Here is a 19,034-nt window from a genome sequence, read left to right as displayed (position 1 = left end):
TTGTCACCAGCGGTAGTGCGCGAACGCCCGGTTGGCTTCAGCCATCTTGTGGGTGTCCTCGCGACGCTTCACCGAAGCGCCGAGACCGTTCGATGCGTCGAGCAGCTCGTTGGCGAGACGCTCGACCATGGTCTTCTCACGACGCTGACGGCTGAACGTGACCAGCCAACGCAGAGCCAGCGTGTTGGCGCGACCGGGCTTGACCTCGATCGGCACCTGGTAGGTTGCACCGCCGACGCGTCGGCTCTTGACCTCGAGGGTCGGCTTGACGTTGTCGAGTGCGCGCTTGAGCGTGACGACCGGGTCGGTGCCGGTCTTGTCGCGAGCCTGCTCGAGGGCCTGGTAGACGATCCGCTCGGCGGTCGACTTCTTGCCGTCCAGCAGGATCTTGTTGACGAGCTGCGTGACCAGGGGCGAACCGTAGACCGGGTCGTTGATCAGCGGGCGCTTGGGAGCGGGTCCTTTACGTGGCATCTAGATCAGCTTCCCTTCTTGGCGCCGTAACGGCTGCGAGCCTGCTTGCGGTCCTTGACACCCTGGGTGTCGAGCGAGCCGCGGATGATGCGGTAGCGAACACCGGGGAGGTCCTTCACTCGACCACCGCGGACGAGCACCATCGAGTGCTCCTGCAGGTTGTGGCCCTCACCCGGAATGTAGGCGGTGACCTCGATGCCACTCGTGAGGCGCACACGGGCGACCTTACGAAGAGCAGAGTTCGGCTTCTTAGGGGTGGTGGTGTACACGCGAGTGCACACGCCGCGCCGCTGCGGGCTCCCCTTCAGGGCGGCGGTCTTTTTGATCGTCGCCTTGTCCTTGCGGCCCTTACGGACCAGCTGGTTAATAGTTGGCACTGAGTTCTTTTCTCCTTGTGGGCCGACTCCCGTCGGTCCTTCTCTTCGTCACGGTTAGTGCTCCGGGCACGTCTTCCAGGCCGAGCGCAGACAGAAGTCCACACTCGCTCCGAACGATGTCCGCAACTCGCCCCACCGGCACGTCTGCGCCGGTCAACTGTGATATCGCCACCCCGAGGTCGGGTGTGTCATCCACACCTTCGTCGAACCGCGATTCCCGCCTCCGCCGGACGTGGTCCGACGTCTGATGCGGGCAGCATCTACCGTGGGCAGGTGCCGACGCAATACTTTACCGCCCGGATTTACCCCGGTCAAAATTGTTGACATGCGAGGTTGAACACGGTCCGAACAGCGCGGAAAGCAACGCGCCGATCCGGCGTCACGCACAGTGGCCTGTGTGACCGTTCGCACCTGAAATCGAGTGGCTTCGCCCGCAGTCCGACTGCCACCATTGACCCGGTGACGACTACGACGCAGACTCCATCGTTCGGACGATACGGATCGGGCGGTCTGCGGGGCCGGGTCGTCGTTCTTCTCGCCATCATCGTGTTCGCGTTCTCGCTGCGCACCGCGGTCACGTCGTTGACGCCGCTGCTCGAGCGGGTGTCCGAGGACATCGGCTTCGGCAACACGATCAGCGGCCTACTCGGCATGCTGCCGACCCTGGCCTTCGGCGTCGCGGGGATCGTGTCGCCTCGACTGGGCCGCCGATTCGGCATCGAACAGGTGACGCTCGCGGCCGTCGTGATCACCGGCGTCGGCATCGCCGCGCGATCGTTCAGCCAGAACGTCGTCGTGCTCGTCGCCCTGTCGTGCATCGCCCTGTTCGGCATGGGGATCGGCAACATCCTGATCCCGCCACTGGTGAAGCGCTACTTCACCGACCGGATCGCTCCGATCAGCACTGCGTACATCGTGTTCGTCCAAGCGGGAACCGTGATTCCCGCCGCGGTCGCGATCCCGTTGGCCGACTCGACGAACTGGCGCTTCTCGCTCGGCGTGTGGGCCGTCGTGCCATTGGCTGCGCTCGGCCCGTGGCTGTGGGTGGTCCGCGAACGCCGCGCGAGGCTCCGACAGGAGGCCGCGACCGCACTCGACGACCCGTCCACCCCCGCGCCGGTCCCGGACGTCGGGATCTCGATGTGGCGCAACCCGATGGCGTGGGGCATGACGTTCATGTTCGGCATGACCTCGGCGGGCACCTACGCGATGTTCACCTGGCTGCCGAAGATCTTCACCGACGCCGGCGGCAGCGAGTCGCTCGGCGGAAACGCGGTCGCCGTGTTCTCCGGCGTCGGGTTGGCCGCGACGTTCGTCGCTCCGTCGTTGGCGACCCGGTTCGCGAACCCGTTCGGCTTCACCGTGCTGTTCGCAGCCTGCTGGTTCGCCGGCTTCGCCGGACTGATGTGGGCTCCGCTGTCTGCACCCCTGCTGTGGGCACTGCTCTGCGGTCTCGGTCCGACGACCTTCCCACTGGCCTTGACGCTCATCAACGTCCGGACCCGAACGAGTGCGGCGTCGGCGTCGCTGTCCGGTTTCGCGCAGGGCGTCGGCTACCTGCTCGCGTGTGCCGGGCCGATGCTGTTCGGCGTGCTGCACGACGTGACCGGCGGCTGGGGCGTTCCCCTTCTGCTCCTCGTCGGCATGGTCGTGGTGATGCTGTGCGGCGCGTGGGTCATCTGCAAGCCGCGCTATCTGGAAGACATGGTCGCCGAACGCTAGACGAGGCAGCGGCGCGTCAATCCGCCACGGTGTGGGGCAGGCTCACCGATCCCGGCGACACCTTCGCCGGACGCGACGGCGGCGGCACCACTGGCCCGACGTCGCCGTCGGGTGCGCTGTCGAGATCCACGAACACCGGCGCGTGATCGCTCGGCTTGGTTCCCTTGCGGGCCTTGCGATCCACCCATGCCGCCTGCACGCGGTCGGCGACCGACCCGCCGGCGAGGAGGAGGTCGATGCGCATCCCGAGGTCCTTGTGGAACATGCCTGCGCGATAGTCCCAGTACGTATAGATCTGTTCGTCCGGCCAGTGCGCCCGCATCGTGTCCCGCAATCCGAGGTCCACGAACTCAGTCAGTGCGTCCCGTTCTCGCGAGGTCACGTGCGTGTGTCCGACGAACGCCGACGGGTCGAAGCAGTCCCGGTCGGTCGGAATAATGTTGAAGTCTCCGCAGAGCATCGTCGAGTCGGCCTCGTCGATGATCGATGCCCGTAGCGTCTCGAGCCAGGCCAGCTTGTACCGGTAGTGGGCGGAGTCCACCTCACGGCCGTTGGGCACGTAGAGCGAGTGGACGCGGACACCGTCGCAGACCGCGGAGATCGCCCGCCCTTCCGGCGCGGCGTCGGCGTCGGGGAACCCCGGTGCGCCGTCGAACGCGACTCGGACCTCGTCGAGGCCCACCTTGCTCAGGAGTGCGACACCGTTCCACTGCCCCTGCCCGGCATGGGCGAACTCGTAACCGCGAGAAGCGAGTTCGTCGCCCAACTCGGCCGCGAACACGTCGTCGGACACCTTGGTCTCCTGCAGACACACGACGTCAGGCGCTCGCTCGTCGAGCCAAGGCAGCAGTCGGGGCACACGCTGCTTCACCGAATTGACGTTCCACGTCGCGACACGCATGACTCAACCGTAACCGGACCGCGGCAGTCGGCACCGACCGGCCGAGGCACAGCCTCGGCACCTGATCGGACGCAACGCGCTGCAACGGGTACCGGCAAAATGTAATCCATGCCACAGTAGAGCCGTGACCACCAGCCTCCCCCATCGCGATGTGATCGCGGCGTCGTGGCGACGTGTCGCGTCCTCCGGGCTACAACGTGACGCCCGCCCGGAGCCGATGCTCTCCGACGTCGCGTCCGCGGACCCGCTCCTCGACGCGGCACGCCCGGTTCTCGCACGTGCGGCCCAGACGCTCGGGGGGACCGAGACCGCGCTCCTCCTGGTCGACAGTGAGAGCCGGATGGTCGCTCGAGTGTCGGCCGATGCGACTCTGGAACGCCGATTCGAGAGTGCCGGGGCCGTCCACGGCGCGGCGTTCGGCGAGCGAGAGATGGGCACGACCGCACTGGGCACCACCGCGGAGGTACGGGGCGACGTCGTCATCAACGGCAGCGAGCACTATCTCGAACAGTTCCGATCGCTGAGCTGCTTCGGCAGGCCGATCATTCATCCGGCGACACGACGGCTCGCCGGAATCATCTGCATGGCCGAGGTCGCCGACCGCGTGAATCCGCTGTCAGCGCCGTTGATCCGCGGACTCGTCGACGACATCGCCGACCGACTGTTGAGCCGCTCCCACGCCGACCACCGCGCAGTGGTGTCCGCCTTCGAGTACGCGTCGGCGCGACGTGACCGAGCGGTCGCCGCCGTCGGCGACGACCTCCAACTCGCGAACTCGCTCGCCTCCCAACTCCTCGCCCCAGGCGACTTCGGCACGTTGCGACTCCTGGTCGGTGAGAGGAATGCGCCACCGACCATCACCCTCGTGTGCGGCGTCGTCGCCGACATCGTGGTCGACCGGGTGCCTGGTGTGCAGTATGCGGCGGTCTTCCGCCTCCGCCCACGGCTTGACGACCTCGCGCCCGCGACCGGACTGGGCTCGCCTGCGACCGTCGCCGCGACCACTGCGATCTGCGGCGAGACGGGGACCGGCCGCACGACGCACGCCTTCACTCGGGTCCCCGCCGACGAGGCGACTCTCGTCGACGTGGCGGCGTCGATCCTGGACGGGACTCCGATCGACGTCGCGGCCGTCCTGCGCGCGTCGCGGCTGTCGGGCCGCGGCGTCATCGTCGACGGAGCCGATCTCCTCGACGAACGATCGCTCCGCCTGCTACATGCGGCGGTCTCGGGCCGCGGATCGCCGGACCCGCCGATCGTGATCATCACCGGCCCCGTCGAATCGCTGTCGAGCCCGGCTGCCGCACTCACTGCGTGCTGCAGGCATCGGATCACCCCGCGGCCGTTGCGTCAGCGCACGACGGAACTCGCGTCGCTCGGTCAGGCCATGCTGCGGGGCATCGACTCGCGCCTGGAACTACACTCAGACGCCGCGGACGCCCTCGTCTGCCAGGAGTGGCCGGGAAACCTCACCGAATTGAGCATCGTCCTCGGCCAGGCCGCAGCCGCGGCAGCGGCACGCGGTTCACGTGCGATAGGCGCCGTCGACCTGCCCGAGGAGTACCGCGGCTCCACTCGCGCGTCGAAGCTGATGGGTCTGGAGCAGGCCGAGAGGCAGGCCATCCTCGACGCGCTCGACACTGCTCGCGGGAACAAGAGTCACGCATCGAAGGCGCTCGGCATCAGCCGCACGACCCTCTATGCCAGGATTCGGGCACTCGGGATCTGAACGGTGGCCACGTGTGCACGCGGACTGTTCAGTTTCCGGACACGTGCCGCCTCGCCGAACGTGGGAGAAATGACGTACGCCACAGTGGCGCACTTCACATCTCTCGCTAGGAGGTACCGATGACCACGACTCTGGACCCGGCCCTGCTCCCCGCCGTCGCCGACTTCGTCGCGGCGGACCGCACAATGCTGATCGGCGGACAGTGGGTCGACGCCGCATCGGGCCGGACGTTCGCCACGCACGACCCGGCGACCGGACAGGTCATCACGAATGTCGCCCACGGCGAAGCCGCCGACATCGACCGCGCAGTCGCCGCCGCCCGCGCAGCGTACGAGGGCCCGTGGTCGCGGATGCGGCCGAACGAGCGCGAACGTCTGATCTGGCGGATCGGCGACCTGCTCAGCGAACGCGCAGACGTCTTCGGCCAACTCGAAGCCCTCGACAACGGCAAGTCGGTCTCGATCGCGTCCGCGGTCGACGTTCCCTGGTCGGCCGACGTCTGGCGCTACAACGCCGGTCTGGTCACCAAGATCTCCGGGTCGTCGGTCACCCCGTCCATGCCGTTCGCACCCCCGGAGCAGCAGTTCCACGCCTATACCCGTCGTGAGTCCCTCGGCGTGTGTGGACAGATCGTCCCGTGGAACTTCCCCATCCTGATGACCACGTGGAAGCTCGCACCCGCGCTGGCCGCAGGCAACACGGTGGTCCTCAAACCCGCCGAACAGACTCCGCTGAGCGCGCTGATGCTCGGTGAACTCTTCGAGGAGGCCGGGTTCCCGCCCGGCGTTGTCAACATCGTCCCCGGCTACGGCGACGCGGGCGCTGCGCTGTCGGCGCACATGGACGTCGACAAGGTCGCGTTCACCGGATCCACCGAGGTCGGCAAGAAGATCGTCCAAGCGTCGACCGGCAATCTGAAGAAAGTGTCACTCGAGCTGGGTGGCAAGAGCCCGAACATCGTCTACGCGGACGCCGATTTCGACGCCGCCGTCGCCGGGTCCGTCGCCGCCTGGATGTTCAACCACGGCCAGTGCTGTGTGGCAGGCACCCGCATGTTCGTCCAGCGGGAGATCTTCGACGACTTCACGCAGGCGGTCGCCGACGCGGCGTCCCAAGCCAAGATCGGTCCCGGCCTCGACCCGGCGACGGAGCTGGGGCCGTTGGTGTCGCAGGAGCAGTTCGACCGGGTAAGCAGCTACATCCAGCAGGGGCTCGCCGACGGGGCCCGCGCACTCACCGGCGGCAAGCGATGGGGCACCGAAGGATACTTCGTCGAGCCGACCGTGTTCGTCGACGTGAAGCCCGAGTTCTCCATCGTCGAGGAGGAGATCTTCGGCCCGGTGGTCGTCGCGCTCCCGTTCGACGGTGAGGAAGACGTGGCGCAGGCCGCGAACAACTCGATCTACGGACTCGCCGCGGGCATCTGGACCAAGGACATCTCGAAAGCGCACCGTACCGCGGCCGCCGTCCAGGCCGGTTCGGTGTGGGTCAACCAGTACAACGGCTTCGACACCGCCCTCCCGTTCGGTGGATTCAAGCAGTCCGGGTGGGGTCGCGAGCTCGGCGACTCCGCCATCGATCTCTACACCCAGACCAAGTCCGTCAACGTCGCACTCTGACCCGTCCACCCACAGAAACGAGAAGAATCATGAAGACCAAAGCAGCTGTGCTCCTCGAAGCGGGCAAGCCCTTCGAGATCATGGAGCTCGACCTCGACGGCCCTAAGGCAGGCGAAGTCCTCATCAAGTTCACCGCGGCAGGCCTCTGCCACTCGGATCTGCACCTGACCGACGGCGACCTGCCGCCCCGCTACCCGATCGTCGGCGGACACGAGGGCTCGGGAGTCATCCAAGAGGTCGGCCCTGGCGTCACGAAGGTGAAGGCGGGCGACCACGTGGTGTGCAGTTTCATCCCCAACTGCGGAACCTGCCGGTACTGCTCCACCGGTCGCCAGAATCTGTGCGACATGGGCGCGACGATCCTCGAGGGATATCTGCCCGACGGCACGTTCCGCTTCCACGGCGACGGCAAGGACTTCGGCGGCATGTGCATGCTCGGCACGTTCTCCGAGTACGCCACCATCTCCCAGCACTCGGTCGTCAAGGTGGACGACTGGCTCCCGTTGGAGACGGCGGTCCTCGTCGGCTGCGGAGTTCCGTCCGGGTGGGGCACCGCGGTGAACGCGGGCAATCTGCGAGCGGGCGACACCGCGGTGATCTACGGCATCGGCGGCCTCGGCATCAACGCTGTGCAGGGCGCTGTCTCGGCCGGCTGCAAGTACGTCGTCGTCGTGGACCCGGTGCAGATGAAGCGCGAACAAGCGCTCAAATTCGGTGCGACGCATGCCTTCGCCACCGCGGAGGAGGCGCAGGAGAAGGTCACTGAGATCACCTGGGGCCAGGGCGCCGACGCGGCACTGATTCTCGTGGGCACGGTGGACGTACCCGTCGTGCAGGCGGCGACCGCAGTGATCGGCAAGGGCGGCCGGGTCGTCATCACCGGCTTGGCCGATCCGACGAAGCTGACCGTCCAGGTCTCGGGAACCGACCTGACGCTCAATCAGAAGACGATCATGGGCACGCTGTTCGGGTCGATGAACCCGCAGTACGACATCGTCCGACTTCTCCGCCTGTACGACGCCGGTCAGCTCAAACTCGACGAGCTCATCACCAAGCGCTACTCGCTCGAAGACGTCAACCAGGGATACGAGGATCTGCGTAACGGGCTCAACGTCCGCGGCGTGATCGATCACGCGTCCTAGCCTTCCACTGAGTAGGCCCTGTTCTCCGCGGACCCGTTGCGGCTTTTTCAGCCCGGCGGGTCCGCGGAATCCAATCGTCCTAACCTCCGGCCGCCGCGCGCAGTCCGTCGACGGTGACAATCTTGCGCCGTGGCCGACCCGACGCCCGCCCGGCGTCGCGCTCGGCCTTGTCGATCGCCGCCCACCCGGTGCTGTCGATCGGCTCGACGCCACGCGAGGCCAGCAGTCCGGCGACGTCGTCGCGCGATCCGGTCGGAGCCGGCAGTGACCCGGCGATGATGTCCGCGATCAACGACGATGCAGTCTCCTGGCCGCAGAACCGGTTGGTCCCGATGCCGCCGGATGCGCCACGCTTGAGCCAGCCTGCGACGTAGTGGCCCGGAACGTGAACTCCGTCGTCGCCGACGACGCGCCCCGCGTCGTTGGGCACCACCCCCGCTGCGTCGTCGAACGGCAGTCCGTCGACGGCGACTCCGCGGTAGCCGATGGACCGGATCACCAGTCCAGTAGCGATGTCCGAGGTCTCCTCGGTCGGGACGATGCGGCCGGCGTCCGCGTCGAACGTGTTGCGCACCACCCGAACCCCGGTCACCCGATCCTCACCGAGGATCCGGGTCGGGGCCGTCAGGTAACGGAACACGAACCGCTTGTCCGCCCCCTGTGCCCCGTGATCCGCGTATTCGCGGGCGAGCCTGACCTTCGATCCGATTGTGCTGTCGACGCTGCCCTCGGACACCTGCCGAGCCAACTCGTCACCCAGTTCCAGATCGTCGGCGTCGATGACGACGTCCACGCCGTCGACGAGTCGCATCGAGAGGAACTCGGAGTTGGTGTACGCCCCGTCGGCGATGCTGCGACGCCCCAGGATCACGACCTCCCGGACTGCCGACGACCGCAACGCGTCGAGCGCGTGTTCGGCGATGTCGGTCGAGGCGAGATCGTCCGGGTCGGTCAGCAGGATCCGCGCGACGTCGAGCGCCACGTTCCCGTTGCCGACGATCACCGCGCGCGCCGACGAGAAATCGAAGGCGTCGTCAGCGTGGTCGGGATGACCGTTGTACCAGGCGACGAAGTCCGTGGCGGCCACCGAACCGGGCAACGACTCGCCGTCGACGCCGAGCCGTTTGTCCGTCGACGCGCCGCTCGCGTACACGACGGCGTGGTACCGCTCGGTCAACTCGTCGTGCGTGATGTCCTCACCGACCGTGACTCCCAGGCAGTACTGGAAGTTCTTCTTGCGTGCCGTCGACGAGAAGGTCCGTTCGACCGACTTGGTCGCTGAGTGATCCGGGGCGACACCCGCACGGACCAGCCCGTACGGGGTCGGCAGCCGGTCGAACATGTCGACGTGCACGCTGGGATGGCGGACCAGTTCCTCGGTCGCATAGAACGCCGCGGGCCCGGCGCCGACGACAGCGACGTGCACCTCCCCCTCGGGAAGCTTCGGCGTGCGGACCGGCTTCGGCTCACCCGCGTCGACCTCGTGGTCGAGGTAGTAGTCGGCGTTCAATCGGAGGTACGGTTCGTCCTCCTCGGCGAGCTCGTCATCGGGGAAGATCGCCCCGACCGGACACGCGTCGACGCACGCTCCACAGTCGATGCAGGTCTCCGGGTCGATGTAGAGCATCTCCGCCGTGCGGAACTCCGGCTCCTCGGGCGTCGGATGTATGCAGTTCACCGGACACACGCTGACGCAGCTCGCGTCGTTGCAGCACGGACGCGTGATCACGAACGTCACGGGTCAGCGCCCCTTCCACACCGGCGCGCGCTTCTCGCGGAACGCGGTCGCACCTTCTTTCGCGTCGTCCGACGACCTGATCGGCTCGTAGATCTCCCACATCTTGTCGAAGCGCTCATCGTTGCTCCAGTCGCGCGACGCGGTCCAGATCTCCTTGGTGCCGCGTACGGCGAGGGGTCCGTTCTTCGCGATGCGCTCGGCGAGTTCGATCGCCGTGGTGAGCGCGTCACCTTTCGGCGTGAGTCGGCTGATCAGTCCCGCGTCGCGGGCCTGTTCCGCGCTAACGAAGTCGCCCGTCAGCGCCCATTCGAGGCCGAGCGCGTAGGGGACTCGCTCGGGCAGTCGGAGCAGTCCGCCGCCGCCTGCGAGCAGACCGCGCTTCACCTCCGGAAGGCCGAACACTGCGGTCTCCGAAGCCACGACGAGGTCGCACGCGAGGACGATCTCGAAGCCGCCCGCGATGGCGTGCCCTTCGACTGCCGCGATCACCGGCTTTGCTGGCGGCGTCTGCGCGATGCCCGCGAAGCCGCGGCCCTCGATGGAGGGACGTTCGCCTGCGAGGAACGCCTTGAGATCCATTCCGGTGCAGAATGTTCCGCCTGCGCCGGTGAGGACGCCTGTAGTGAGTTCAGGCGTCGCGTCGAGTCGCTCCATCGCGTCGGCGATGGCCTGCGCGGTGGCGGTGTCGATCGCGTTCTTGACTTCGGGACGGTCGATCGTGACGATCAGGACGCCGCCCCGGACTTCGGTGTGGACTGTCATTTCGGCGCCATCCTGATCGCACCGTCGAGGCGGATGACCTCGCCGTTGAGCATTCCGTTGTCGATGATCGCCATCGCCAGACGCGCGTATTCGTCGGGATCGCCGAGCCGAGCGGGGTTCGGGATCTGTGCGGCGAGTCCGTCGCGGATCTCCTGCGAGAAGCGCGAGAGGATCGGGGTGTCGAACACACCCGGCGCGATCGAGTTCACGCGGACCAGCTTGCGTGCCAAGTCGCGTGCTGCGACGAGTGTCATCCCGACGACGCCTGCCTTCGCGGAGGCGTATGGGATCTGACCGATCTGCCCCTCCCACGCGGCGACCGATGCGGTCATGACGACCACGCCGCGCTCGCCGTCGATCACTTCGTTCTTCACCATACGAGCGGCCGCCAGCCGGAGGACGTTGAAGCTGCCGATCAGATTAGTGGTGATCAGCGAGGTGTAGGTATCGAGCGATCCGGGTTCACCGTCGCGTTCGACGACGCGGACCGTGCCACCGCGGCCTGCGCAGTGCACCACGGTCCGTAACGGGGCACGCGTCTCGGCGAGGTCGAGCGCCGCATCGACGGCGGTGGGGTCGGCGACGTCTGCCGGTCCGAACTGGACCAGGTCGCCGAGGTCGGCTGCGACGTCCGCACCTGCCGAGGTCGGCAGATCGACGATCACGACGTGGACCCCTTGCTCGATGAGTCGTTTGACGGTGGCCAGACCGAGCCCGGACGCACCTCCGGTGACGATGGCCGACGAGTTCGTCAGTTGCATGTCAGTCTTCCCTTCTCGTGGACGGATCAGTGTCAGTTGGAGCGCCGGTCACGCCAGCGACTCGAGGATCGTCGCGTTGGCCATGCCACCCGCCTCGCACATGGTCTGCAACCCGTACCGACCACCGGTGGCGGCGAGGTGGTTGATCAGGGTCGTCATGATGCGAGCGCCCGATGCACCGAGCGGGTGCCCGAGTGCGACCGCTCCGCCTACCGGATTGAGATTGTCGTCCGCTATTCCCAGCTCACGCTGATACGCCAGCGGCACGGATGCGAACGCTTCGTTCACCTCGAACGACGCGATGTCGTCGATAGTGAGACCGGCTTTGGCGAGCGCCCGACGCGACGCGGGGATCGGCGCGGTGAGCATGAGCATCGGGTCGTCACCGGTCACCGCGGAGGCGACTATTCGCGCGATCGGCCGGAGCTTGAGCGCATCAGCCTTCTCCTGGCTCATGATCAGCAGGGCCGACGCCCCGTCGGTGATCTGAGAGGCGTTGCCCGCGGTGACCTTCCAGTCGATGCTCGGGAAACGCTCGGCGTTGGCCTCGGTGCCGAACACCGCACGCAGTCCGCCGAGCTTCTCCGCCGTGGTCCCAGCACGGATCGTCTCGTCTTTGTCGACGACGCCCGCCGCGGTCTGCACCCCGACGATCTCGTTGTCGAAGGCCCCGCGTGCCGCTGCAGCTGCAGCCCGCTCATGCGAACGCGCCGAGTACTCGTCCAATGCGGTACGCGAGATGCTCCATTTGTCGGCGACGAGTTCGGCGGAGACGCCTTGGCCGACGAGCGTCCCGAACCTGCTCTCGACGCCGGGACCGAATGGGTCGGCGTCGCCGCGCGCGCTCCCCATCGGGACGCGACTCATCGACTCGACGCCGCCGGCGATCACCATGTCGTATGCGCCCGCCATGACGCCTTGGACGGCGAAATCGACCGCCTGCTGACCGGAACCGCACTTTCGCTCAATAGTCACGGACGGAACGTGGACGGGGAATCCCGCTGCCAGCGCGGCCATCCGGCCCGGCGTGGCCGACTGTTCGAGGTTCTGTCCTACGCAGCCGACCAGGATGTCTTCGACCTCGCCCGGGTCGATGCCGGTTCGTCGCACCAGCGAATCGAGCACCCCGGCGAGGAGGTCGACGGGATGAACGCCGGCAAGAGCTCCGCCTTCGCGCCCCTTCCCCATCGGAGTACGGACCGCATCGACGATCACCGCGTCTGGCATGAGAGAACCTCCACATTCGAGTCGCATCGTGCGTCGAATTTCTTATTGATGATTATCTTTACCACAAATATGCCTGGCCGGGAGTTCGATCTGCGACAGACTGCACCCGCGCGGAGCGAACTCGGTGAGACGTAGTTCATATCTATGATAATCCTTGTACTAGATCCGATGCAGTAGCCGGATCGCAACCCCGCGGCCACGCCCTGCCCAGAACTCGCGCAGCCCGCAGAACAGGAGAGACCATGCCCGTCGCACCGGCCACAGCCGAGGCCGCACGAGAGACCCTTTACCGGTACGCCAGGGCCGTCGACAGCGCAGACGAGGCCGAACTCGCGGCTTGCCTACATCCAGATGCGGTACTGCATCGGTCCGACGGCGCCCGCACCGGACGCGACGAGGTCCTCGCCTTCTATCGCACCGTGTTCGCGGGTCCGACCTCGTGGAGCAAGCACTTCGTCAGCAACATCTCGTGCACCGGCGACGACTCCGCGGTCGACGTGCACGCCTACTTCCAGGCCGCCGCACTCACCGACGACGGCTTCGCGCTGATCTTCGGCGAGTACAACGACACTCTCGTCGCCGACGGAAGCGGCTCACTACTCCTGTCCGTCAAGAGCATCGACGTCCAGCAGTCCGTCCCACTAGGAGTCCCCACGTGACCACTCGACCCACCGCAGTCGTGACCGGAGCGGCGCAGGGCATCGGCGCGGCGATCGGTCGTCGATTCGCCGCAGCCGGACATCGCGTGATCGGCGTCGACCTGAACTCCGATCGCATGGCCGGGACCATCACGACGTGGCAGGGCTCGGGCCATCGGTCCGTGCGGGGCGACGCCGCCTCACCAGAGGACGTCGGCCGGGCATGCGACCTCGCCGAGGGACACCTGACCACGTTCGTCGCCAACGCGGGATTCGCAAAGGCGGGCGACTCGACGGACTATTCGCTCGACGACTGGAACGCGATGCTCCGCGTGCACCTGACCGGCGCGATGGTCGGCGCGCAGGAGTCGGGCGCCCGGATGCCCGACGGCGGTTCGATCGTGATGATGTCGTCGCTCAACGGACTGCTCGGCTTTCCTCGGCGCACCGCATACGGAGCCGCAAAGGCCGGCGTGGCCGGACTCGTGCGAGGCCTCGCAGCCGAATGGGCCCCGTACGGAATCCGGGTCAACGCCATCGCACCGGGGTCGATCGTCACGGAGTTGTCGCAGGACTTCATCCGACGAGGCGTCATCCGCGAACAGGACTTCCTCGATCGGATTCCGATGAATCGATTCGGCGAACCGGACGAAGTCGCCGAGCTCGCATACTTCCTCGGAACGCCGCTGTCGTCGTACATCACCGGCGCCACGGTCCCGATCGACGGCGGCTGGGCGGCCCGGGGAATCACCTGAGACCAGGTACCGACCACGCGAAAGCCGCCCGAGCCGAAACTTTCTCGCCGGATAGTGCATCTTCGAGCAATTAATGATTATAGTTATTACAGTTGCTTTGTCGGAGGTCACACCCGACAGGCCGTGAACCACGGCCACAGGCACCCGACAGCGTTCACACGACACGAGGAGAGGGGTCGCAATGCCGCCGACCACACCCCACACGGACACCGACGACCTTCAGGCCATCAAACAGTTGGCCGCGCAGGTAGCGCAAGAGCGCTTCGCGCCGAAGGCTGCGCAGTGGGACGCAGACCGCACTGCAGTCCCCTTGGAGGATCGTCAGTTCCTCGGCTCTCTCGGATTCCTCGGCATCGCGCTGCCCGAAGAGTACGGCGGCTCGGGCGCCCCGCTGTCCCATGCGCTCGCGGTCATCGAGCAACTCGCCTACCACTGCAGGCCCGCCGCGTTCCAGGTGTTCGAGTCCAATACCGGCCCGGCTCAAGTCATCGCGCGGCTGGGGACGCCTGATCAGAAGCAACGCTTTCTGCCCGGCATCATCGCGGGCGACATCACCATGGCGGTCGCGATCTCCGAACCGGACGCCGGATCGGCGGCCACCGACTTGACCACCAAGGCCGTCGTCACCGGCGACACCGTCCGGGTCACCGGCAACAAGCGGTGGATCTCCAACGGCAGCGAGGCCGACGTCTACCTGGTGTATTCGCGGATGTCGGACGCCCCCGGAGCGAAGGGCATCGGTGCGGTGCTCGTCGAGGCCGACCGCGATGGCGTCAGTTACGGCGCGCGCGAGAAGCTGATGGGCTTCCGCGGCATCCCGTCTGCCGACATCTACTTCGACGACGTCGAGGTCCCGAAGGAGAACATCGTCGTCGAGCCCGGCGGCTTCCGGAAGCTGTTCACCGCGTTCTCCATCGAGCGTCTGGGAAACACCACGATGAGCCTGGCTCTCGGTCAGCGCGCCCTGGACCTGACATTGAAGTACGTGCAGGAGCGCGAACAGTTCGGCAAGCCGCTCATCGAGTTCCAGGCCGTCCAGATGACCGTCGCCGACATGGTGCTGCACGTGGAGCAGGCGCGCCTGCTCCTCGAACGCGCAGCCGCAGGCGTGGTGACCGGTTCGGACCTCCCGAATCCACTCCACGTCTCGCTCGCCAAGTGCACTGCCAACGAGATGGCTAAGAAGGTCACCGATCTCGCCATGCAACTGCACGGCGGCAACGGGTACACCGAGGAGTTCGGCATCGAGCGGATGCACCGTGACGCGCACGGATGGGCGCTCGCAGGCGGCACGCCAACCATGCAGCGCACCCGCATCGTCTCCGAGATGCTCGGTCGCGGCTTCGACCAGCGCAAGTGAGAAGGAGAACCGATCGATGGACGTATACACAGATCTGAACCCGAACTTCGCTGATCCCGACGACTGGACGCTGGCGACAGTGCTGCGCACGCACGCTGCACGCACCCCGAACGCGCCCTGCCTGCTCGCGCCCGAAGAGGACCTCGACCTCACCTACTCACACGCACTCGCCCAGGCCGAGCAGATCGCGGGTTCGTTCGACGCCGCAGGCGCTCAGCGCGGCGACCGCGTCGCCATCATGGCGCAGAACTCCTCGCGACTCGTCCTCAGCTGGTGGGCGACGGCGGTCGGCGGCACCGTCCAGGTGCCGATCAACACGAACTACGAAGGCGACTTCCTCAAGCACCAGTTCACCGTGGCCGACGCCCGCTGGGCCGTCATCGACGACGACTACGCCACACGGTTCGCGGCTGTCGTCGACGACGACCCCGCGAACGGCGTCAACCGGGTCGAGAAGTTCTGGGTCATCGACACCGGCTCACTCGACTCCGCGATCACCACCTTGACCGCCGCCGGATTCCAGGCCGCGCCGTGGGACGAGCTCCCGTCCGGTGAGCCGTTGAACGCCCCGTCCCCCGCGCCCGCCGACCTCGGCGCGATCTTCTTCACTTCGGGCACGACCGGGCCGTCCAAGGGTGTCGCGATGCCGCATGCTCAGCTGTACTTCTTCGCCCAGGAGGTCGTGTCACTGACCAGGCTGACCGCTGCCGACCGCTACTTGACGGCTACTCCGCTCTTCCACGGGAACGCACAGTTCATGGCGGTCTTCCCCGCGCTCGTCGCGGGAGCGAGCGCGGTGATCCGACGAAAGTTCAGTGCCAGCCGCTGGATCGACCACGTCCGCGACTCCGGGGTCACCGTCACAAACTTCGTCGGCGTGATGATGGACTTCGCGTGGAAGCAGACAACGCGCGAGAACGACCTCGACAACAAGCTCCGATGCATCTACGCGGCGCCGATCGCGTCGACGATCGCCGAGGACTTCAAGAAGCGCTACGGCATCGAGACCTTCGTCAACGCGTTCGGTCTCACCGAGACATCCGCTCCGATCCTCTCGCCGTACAACGTCGAGATCCCGCCCGGCGCAGCAGGTCTGCAGGCTTCGGACTGGTTCGACATCCGCTTGGTCGACCCGGACAACGACCGCGAGGTGCCCATCGGTGAGGTCGGCGAGCTCGTCGTCCGCCCGAAAGTCCCGTACATCTGCAGCATGGGGTACTACGGGATGCCGGAGAAGACCGTCGAGGCCTGGCGCAACCTGTGGTTCCACACCGGTGACGCGCTTCGCCGAGACGACGACGGCTGGTACTACTTCGTCGACCGTTACAAGGATGCGCTGCGTCGCCGCGGCGAGAACATCTCGTCGTACGAGGTCGAGCAGGTCGTCCTCGCTCACCCGTCCGTTCACGAGTGCGCCGTGATCGGCGTGCCCGCCGACGTCGACGCAGGCGAGGACGAGGTCCTCGCCGCGATCGTCGTCACCGAGGCTGTCGATCCGGCCGCGCTCCTCGCGTTCTGCGACGGCCGTATCCCGGCGTTCGCCCGTCCCCGTTACATCCGCACCGTCGACGCACTGCCGAAGACACCGTCGGAGAAGGTCCGTAAATCAGTCCTCCGCGAGGAGGGCATCACGTCGGACACCTTCGACGCCGAACGCGCGACCGTCTGACTTTTCGAGCTCAACCCAGAGAGACACTGACATGGACTACACCCCGGACTCCACGCACGAAGACATCCGCAAAGCCGTCGAGCAGTTGTGCCAGCGGTTTCCCGATGAGTATTGGATGGAGCACGACGACTCGCACGAGTTCCCGTGGGAGTTCTACAACGCGATCGCCGAAGGCGGCTGGCTGGGTCTGACGGTCCCCGAAGAGTACGGCGGCGGCGGACTGGGTGTCACCGAGGCGGCTGTCGTCGAACGCGCGATCTCCGCGTCCGGCGCCGGGATGGGCGGCTGCAGCGCCGTGCACATCGGCATCTTCGGCTTCGAGCCGATCATCCACCACGGCAGCGAGGAGATGAAGCGTAAGTATCTGCCGCGCGTCGTCACCGGTGAACTACACACGTCGTTCGCCGTCACCGAGCCCGACGCGGGCACCGACACCACGAATATCAAGACGTTCGCCAAGAAGGTCGACGGCGGTTGGCTGGTCAGCGGCCAGAAGGTGTGGATCACCAAGGCTCAGGAGGCGGAGAAGATGCTGCTTCTATGCCGCACCTCCCCCCGCGAGGAAGGCGCCAAGCGCACGGCGGGCATGACGCTGCTGTTCGCCGACATGGACCGCGACCACGTTCAGATCCGCGAGATCCCGAAGATGGGCCGCAACGCCGTCGACACCAACGAACTGTTCATCGACGAACTCTTCGTCGCGGACGAGGACGTCGTCGGCGAGGTGGGGCACGGATTCCGCACCATTCTCGGCGGCCTCAACGCCGAGCGCGTCATCTCCGCGAACGCCGCCCTCGGCATCGGCGAGGCCGCCCTTCGCCGCGGTGTGCGCTACGCGAACGAGCGCGAGGTGTTCGGTCGTCCGATCGGTAAGAACCAGGGCATCGCATTCCAGCTCGCCGAGTCGCGCATCAAGCTCGACGCGGCGCAGGCGGTCCTCGACAAGGCGGCATGGATGGTCGACCAGGGACTGCCGTGCGGTCGGGAGGCGAACGCCGCTAAGTACTTGTGCGCCGAGGCAGGCTTCTTCGCCGCGGATGCTGCGCTTCAGGTCCACGGCGGCTTCGGATTCGGTAAGGAGTTCCATGTGGAGCGCTACTTCCGCGAGGCTCGACTCATGCGGATCGCGCCGATCAGCCAGGAGATGGTGCTCAACTACACCGCCGAGCACGTCCTCGGGCTGCCCCGCAACTACTGACCCGCGACTACTGACCCGCGCAGGCGTCGACACCACGCACGAGAGGCCACCATGCACCCATACCGTTCCATCCTCTTCGTTCCCGGGCACCGCCCCGCATGGGCAGAGAAGGCCGTCGCGGCGGGCGCCGACTGCATCGTCCTCGACCTCGAGGACTCGGTGCCTGCCGCAGAGAAGGCCGCGGCGCGCGACACCGTCGCCGCGCTCATCTCAGAGGTGCGCCGCAACCATCCGAACATCGGTCTGTTCGTCCGCGTCAACCCTCTCGCGACCCGACTGACCGGCAGCGACCTCGAGGCCGTCGTCGTGCCCGGGCTCGACGGGATCTTCGCCCCGAAGATCGAGACCGAGATCGACGTCGTCCGATACGACGCGCTCCTCGATCACTTCGAGATGCGCAACGGGGTCGAGGGGCTCGAATACATCGTGCCGGTCGAGACCGTGAAGGCGATCTGGAACTGCCGCGAGATCGCTGCGGCATCGCCTCGCGTCGGCGCGATGATCGGACCGACCGCGGAGCACGCCGATATCGCCCGCGAAGTCGGCTTCGAATGGACCCCCGAAGGCGAGGAGTCGCTCTATCTGCGCAGTCGGATCCTGCTCGCGTGCCGCGAGTCCGGCCTCCACGCGCTCACCGCGCTCTGGGAGGACTTGGAGAACATCGACGGTCTTCGTGCGTTCGCGACTCATGGTCGGGGCCTCGGCTTCCGCGGCATGATCGCGATCCACCCCAAGCACGTCGAGACCATCAACGACGTCTTCAGCCCATCGGACAAGGACATCGAGTTCTACCAGGGCATGGTCGACGCCTACGAGAAGGCTGCGTCCGACGGGGTCGGCGCCCTGCGCTACCGCGGTCTGCACATCGACAAGGCCCACTACGACAAGGCCGTCGGCTGGCTCGAGCGCGCCGCGACCATCACGAACCACTGAACACACCGCAGCTTCGAAAGGAGTCTGTC

At 66.7% G+C, this 19,034-nt stretch carries 17 protein-coding genes; 10 read left to right on the top strand and 7 right to left on the bottom strand.

All coding sequences use genetic code 11. The annotated features are described in order from the left end of the window. Positions 1–3: 3 nt before the first annotated feature. Both rpsG and rpsL read right to left on the bottom strand, forming a co-directional pair. Positions 4–474, bottom strand: coding sequence for a 30S ribosomal protein S7 (gene rpsG, locus L5G32_RS08075; RefSeq protein WP_124710516.1), 471 nt, complete (start codon positions 472–474; stop codon positions 4–6). A 5-nt stretch (positions 475–479) separates the two neighbouring features. Further along, a complete protein-coding gene (rpsL, locus tag L5G32_RS08070; RefSeq protein WP_237010514.1) occupies positions 480–851 on the bottom strand; it encodes a 30S ribosomal protein S12 in 372 nt (123 codons plus the stop codon). Between the two features lie 459 nt (positions 852–1,310). Between rpsL and L5G32_RS08065 the strand changes: the two genes are divergently transcribed. Continuing rightward, the gene (locus L5G32_RS08065; protein ID WP_237010513.1) at positions 1,311–2,573 is read left to right on the top strand and encodes a CynX/NimT family MFS transporter; all 1,263 of its coding nucleotides are present in this window, start codon (positions 1,311–1,313) and stop codon (positions 2,571–2,573) included. Positions 2,574–2,589: 16 nt separating this feature from the next. On the opposite strand, the gene L5G32_RS08060 is transcribed toward L5G32_RS08065, so the two are convergent. Further along, the gene (locus L5G32_RS08060; protein WP_237010512.1) at positions 2,590–3,474 is read right to left on the bottom strand and encodes an exodeoxyribonuclease III; all 885 of its coding nucleotides are present in this window, start codon (positions 3,472–3,474) and stop codon (positions 2,590–2,592) included. A gap of 124 nt (positions 3,475–3,598) precedes the next feature. Here L5G32_RS08060 and L5G32_RS08055 point away from each other — a divergent pair, with 124 nt between their 5' ends. The 3 genes from L5G32_RS08055 to L5G32_RS08045 all read left to right on the top strand — a co-directional run bounded on the left by L5G32_RS08055 (position 3,599) and on the right by L5G32_RS08045 (position 7,964). After that, positions 3,599–5,203 carry a helix-turn-helix domain-containing protein gene (locus L5G32_RS08055; RefSeq protein ID WP_237010511.1) on the top strand — a complete coding sequence of 535 codons (1,605 nt, stop codon included), beginning with the start codon at positions 3,599–3,601 and terminating at the stop codon, positions 5,201–5,203. Positions 5,204–5,322: 119 nt separating this feature from the next. Then, complete coding sequence (locus L5G32_RS08050; protein WP_237010510.1) at positions 5,323–6,822, top strand: aldehyde dehydrogenase family protein; 1,500 nt, start codon at positions 5,323–5,325, stop codon at positions 6,820–6,822. Positions 6,823–6,851: 29 nt separating this feature from the next. Continuing rightward, entirely contained in the window at positions 6,852–7,964 is a 1,113-nt protein-coding gene (locus tag L5G32_RS08045) for an NDMA-dependent alcohol dehydrogenase (RefSeq protein WP_237010509.1), read from the top strand. A gap of 79 nt (positions 7,965–8,043) precedes the next feature. Here the strand turns inward: L5G32_RS08045 and L5G32_RS08040 are convergent, their stop codons facing one another. The 4 genes from L5G32_RS08040 to L5G32_RS08025 are packed head-to-tail and all read right to left on the bottom strand — an operon-like array spanning position 8,044 to position 12,452. Beyond that, positions 8,044–9,702 carry an FAD-dependent oxidoreductase gene (locus tag L5G32_RS08040; protein ID WP_237010508.1) on the bottom strand — a complete coding sequence of 553 codons (1,659 nt, stop codon included), beginning with the start codon at positions 9,700–9,702 and terminating at the stop codon, positions 8,044–8,046. 3 nt (positions 9,703–9,705) lie between these two features. Continuing rightward, positions 9,706–10,464 carry a crotonase/enoyl-CoA hydratase family protein gene (locus L5G32_RS08035; RefSeq protein WP_237010507.1) on the bottom strand — a complete coding sequence of 253 codons (759 nt, stop codon included), beginning with the start codon at positions 10,462–10,464 and terminating at the stop codon, positions 9,706–9,708. Continuing rightward, positions 10,461–11,225, bottom strand: coding sequence for an SDR family NAD(P)-dependent oxidoreductase (locus tag L5G32_RS08030; protein WP_237010506.1), 765 nt, complete (start codon positions 11,223–11,225; stop codon positions 10,461–10,463). Before L5G32_RS08030 ends, L5G32_RS08035 begins: the two co-directional genes overlap by 4 nt. A 48-nt stretch (positions 11,226–11,273) precedes the next feature. After that, on the bottom strand, positions 11,274–12,452 hold the full coding sequence (locus tag L5G32_RS08025; RefSeq protein WP_237010505.1) for a thiolase family protein: 1,179 nt from the start codon (positions 12,450–12,452) through the stop codon (positions 11,274–11,276). A gap of 242 nt (positions 12,453–12,694) precedes the next feature. Here L5G32_RS08025 and L5G32_RS08020 point away from each other — a divergent pair, with 242 nt between their 5' ends. From L5G32_RS08020 to L5G32_RS07995, 6 genes are all read left to right on the top strand, one after another. After that, a complete protein-coding gene (locus L5G32_RS08020; RefSeq protein WP_237010504.1) occupies positions 12,695–13,111 on the top strand; it encodes a nuclear transport factor 2 family protein in 417 nt (138 codons plus the stop codon). Further along, positions 13,108–13,845, top strand: coding sequence for an SDR family NAD(P)-dependent oxidoreductase (locus tag L5G32_RS08015; protein ID WP_237010503.1), 738 nt, complete (start codon positions 13,108–13,110; stop codon positions 13,843–13,845). Before L5G32_RS08020 ends, L5G32_RS08015 begins: the two co-directional genes overlap by 4 nt. Before the next feature lie 181 nt (positions 13,846–14,026). Next, positions 14,027–15,205, top strand: a complete 1,179-nt coding sequence (locus L5G32_RS08010; RefSeq protein WP_237010502.1) for an acyl-CoA dehydrogenase family protein — start codon at positions 14,027–14,029, stop codon at positions 15,203–15,205. A 16-nt stretch (positions 15,206–15,221) separates the two neighbouring features. Continuing rightward, entirely contained in the window at positions 15,222–16,874 is a 1,653-nt protein-coding gene (locus L5G32_RS08005; RefSeq protein WP_237010501.1) for an AMP-binding protein, read from the top strand. Positions 16,875–16,905: 31 nt separating this feature from the next. Then, on the top strand, positions 16,906–18,072 hold the full coding sequence (locus L5G32_RS08000) for an acyl-CoA dehydrogenase family protein (protein WP_237010500.1): 1,167 nt from the start codon (positions 16,906–16,908) through the stop codon (positions 18,070–18,072). 51 nt (positions 18,073–18,123) lie between these two features. Beyond that, positions 18,124–19,005 (top strand): HpcH/HpaI aldolase/citrate lyase family protein, encoded by an 882-nt coding sequence (locus L5G32_RS07995; protein WP_237010499.1) that lies wholly within the window; start codon positions 18,124–18,126, stop codon positions 19,003–19,005. Positions 19,006–19,034 lie beyond the last annotated feature (29 nt).

Origin of the sequence: Gordonia zhenghanii, from assembly GCF_021738965.1 — a bacterium.
Taxonomy (GTDB): Bacteria; Actinomycetota; Actinomycetes; order Mycobacteriales; family Mycobacteriaceae; genus Gordonia; species Gordonia zhenghanii.
This window is presented reverse-complemented; position numbering and strand designations above follow the sequence as displayed.

Excerpts from the sequence above, each read along its gene's own strand:
- rpsG (WP_124710516.1), bottom strand. The coding sequence starts at position 474 with ATGCCACGTAAAGGACCCGCTCCCAAGCGCCCGCTGATCAACGACCCG.
- L5G32_RS08060 (WP_237010512.1), bottom strand. The coding sequence starts at position 3,474 with ATGCGTGTCGCGACGTGGAACGTCAATTCGGTGAAGCAGCGTGTGCCC.
- L5G32_RS08050 (WP_237010510.1), top strand. The coding sequence starts at position 5,323 with ATGACCACGACTCTGGACCCGGCCCTGCTCCCCGCCGTCGCCGACTTC.
- L5G32_RS08045 (WP_237010509.1), top strand. The coding sequence starts at position 6,852 with ATGAAGACCAAAGCAGCTGTGCTCCTCGAAGCGGGCAAGCCCTTCGAG.
- L5G32_RS08035 (WP_237010507.1), bottom strand. The coding sequence starts at position 10,464 with ATGACAGTCCACACCGAAGTCCGGGGCGGCGTCCTGATCGTCACGATC.
- L5G32_RS08030 (WP_237010506.1), bottom strand. The coding sequence starts at position 11,225 with ATGCAACTGACGAACTCGTCGGCCATCGTCACCGGAGGTGCGTCCGGG.
- L5G32_RS08025 (WP_237010505.1), bottom strand. The coding sequence starts at position 12,452 with ATGCCAGACGCGGTGATCGTCGATGCGGTCCGTACTCCGATGGGGAAG.
- L5G32_RS08020 (WP_237010504.1), top strand. The coding sequence starts at position 12,695 with ATGCCCGTCGCACCGGCCACAGCCGAGGCCGCACGAGAGACCCTTTAC.
- L5G32_RS08010 (WP_237010502.1), top strand. The coding sequence starts at position 14,027 with ATGCCGCCGACCACACCCCACACGGACACCGACGACCTTCAGGCCATC.
- L5G32_RS08005 (WP_237010501.1), top strand. The coding sequence starts at position 15,222 with ATGGACGTATACACAGATCTGAACCCGAACTTCGCTGATCCCGACGAC.
- L5G32_RS08000 (WP_237010500.1), top strand. The coding sequence starts at position 16,906 with ATGGACTACACCCCGGACTCCACGCACGAAGACATCCGCAAAGCCGTC.
- L5G32_RS07995 (WP_237010499.1), top strand. The coding sequence starts at position 18,124 with ATGCACCCATACCGTTCCATCCTCTTCGTTCCCGGGCACCGCCCCGCA.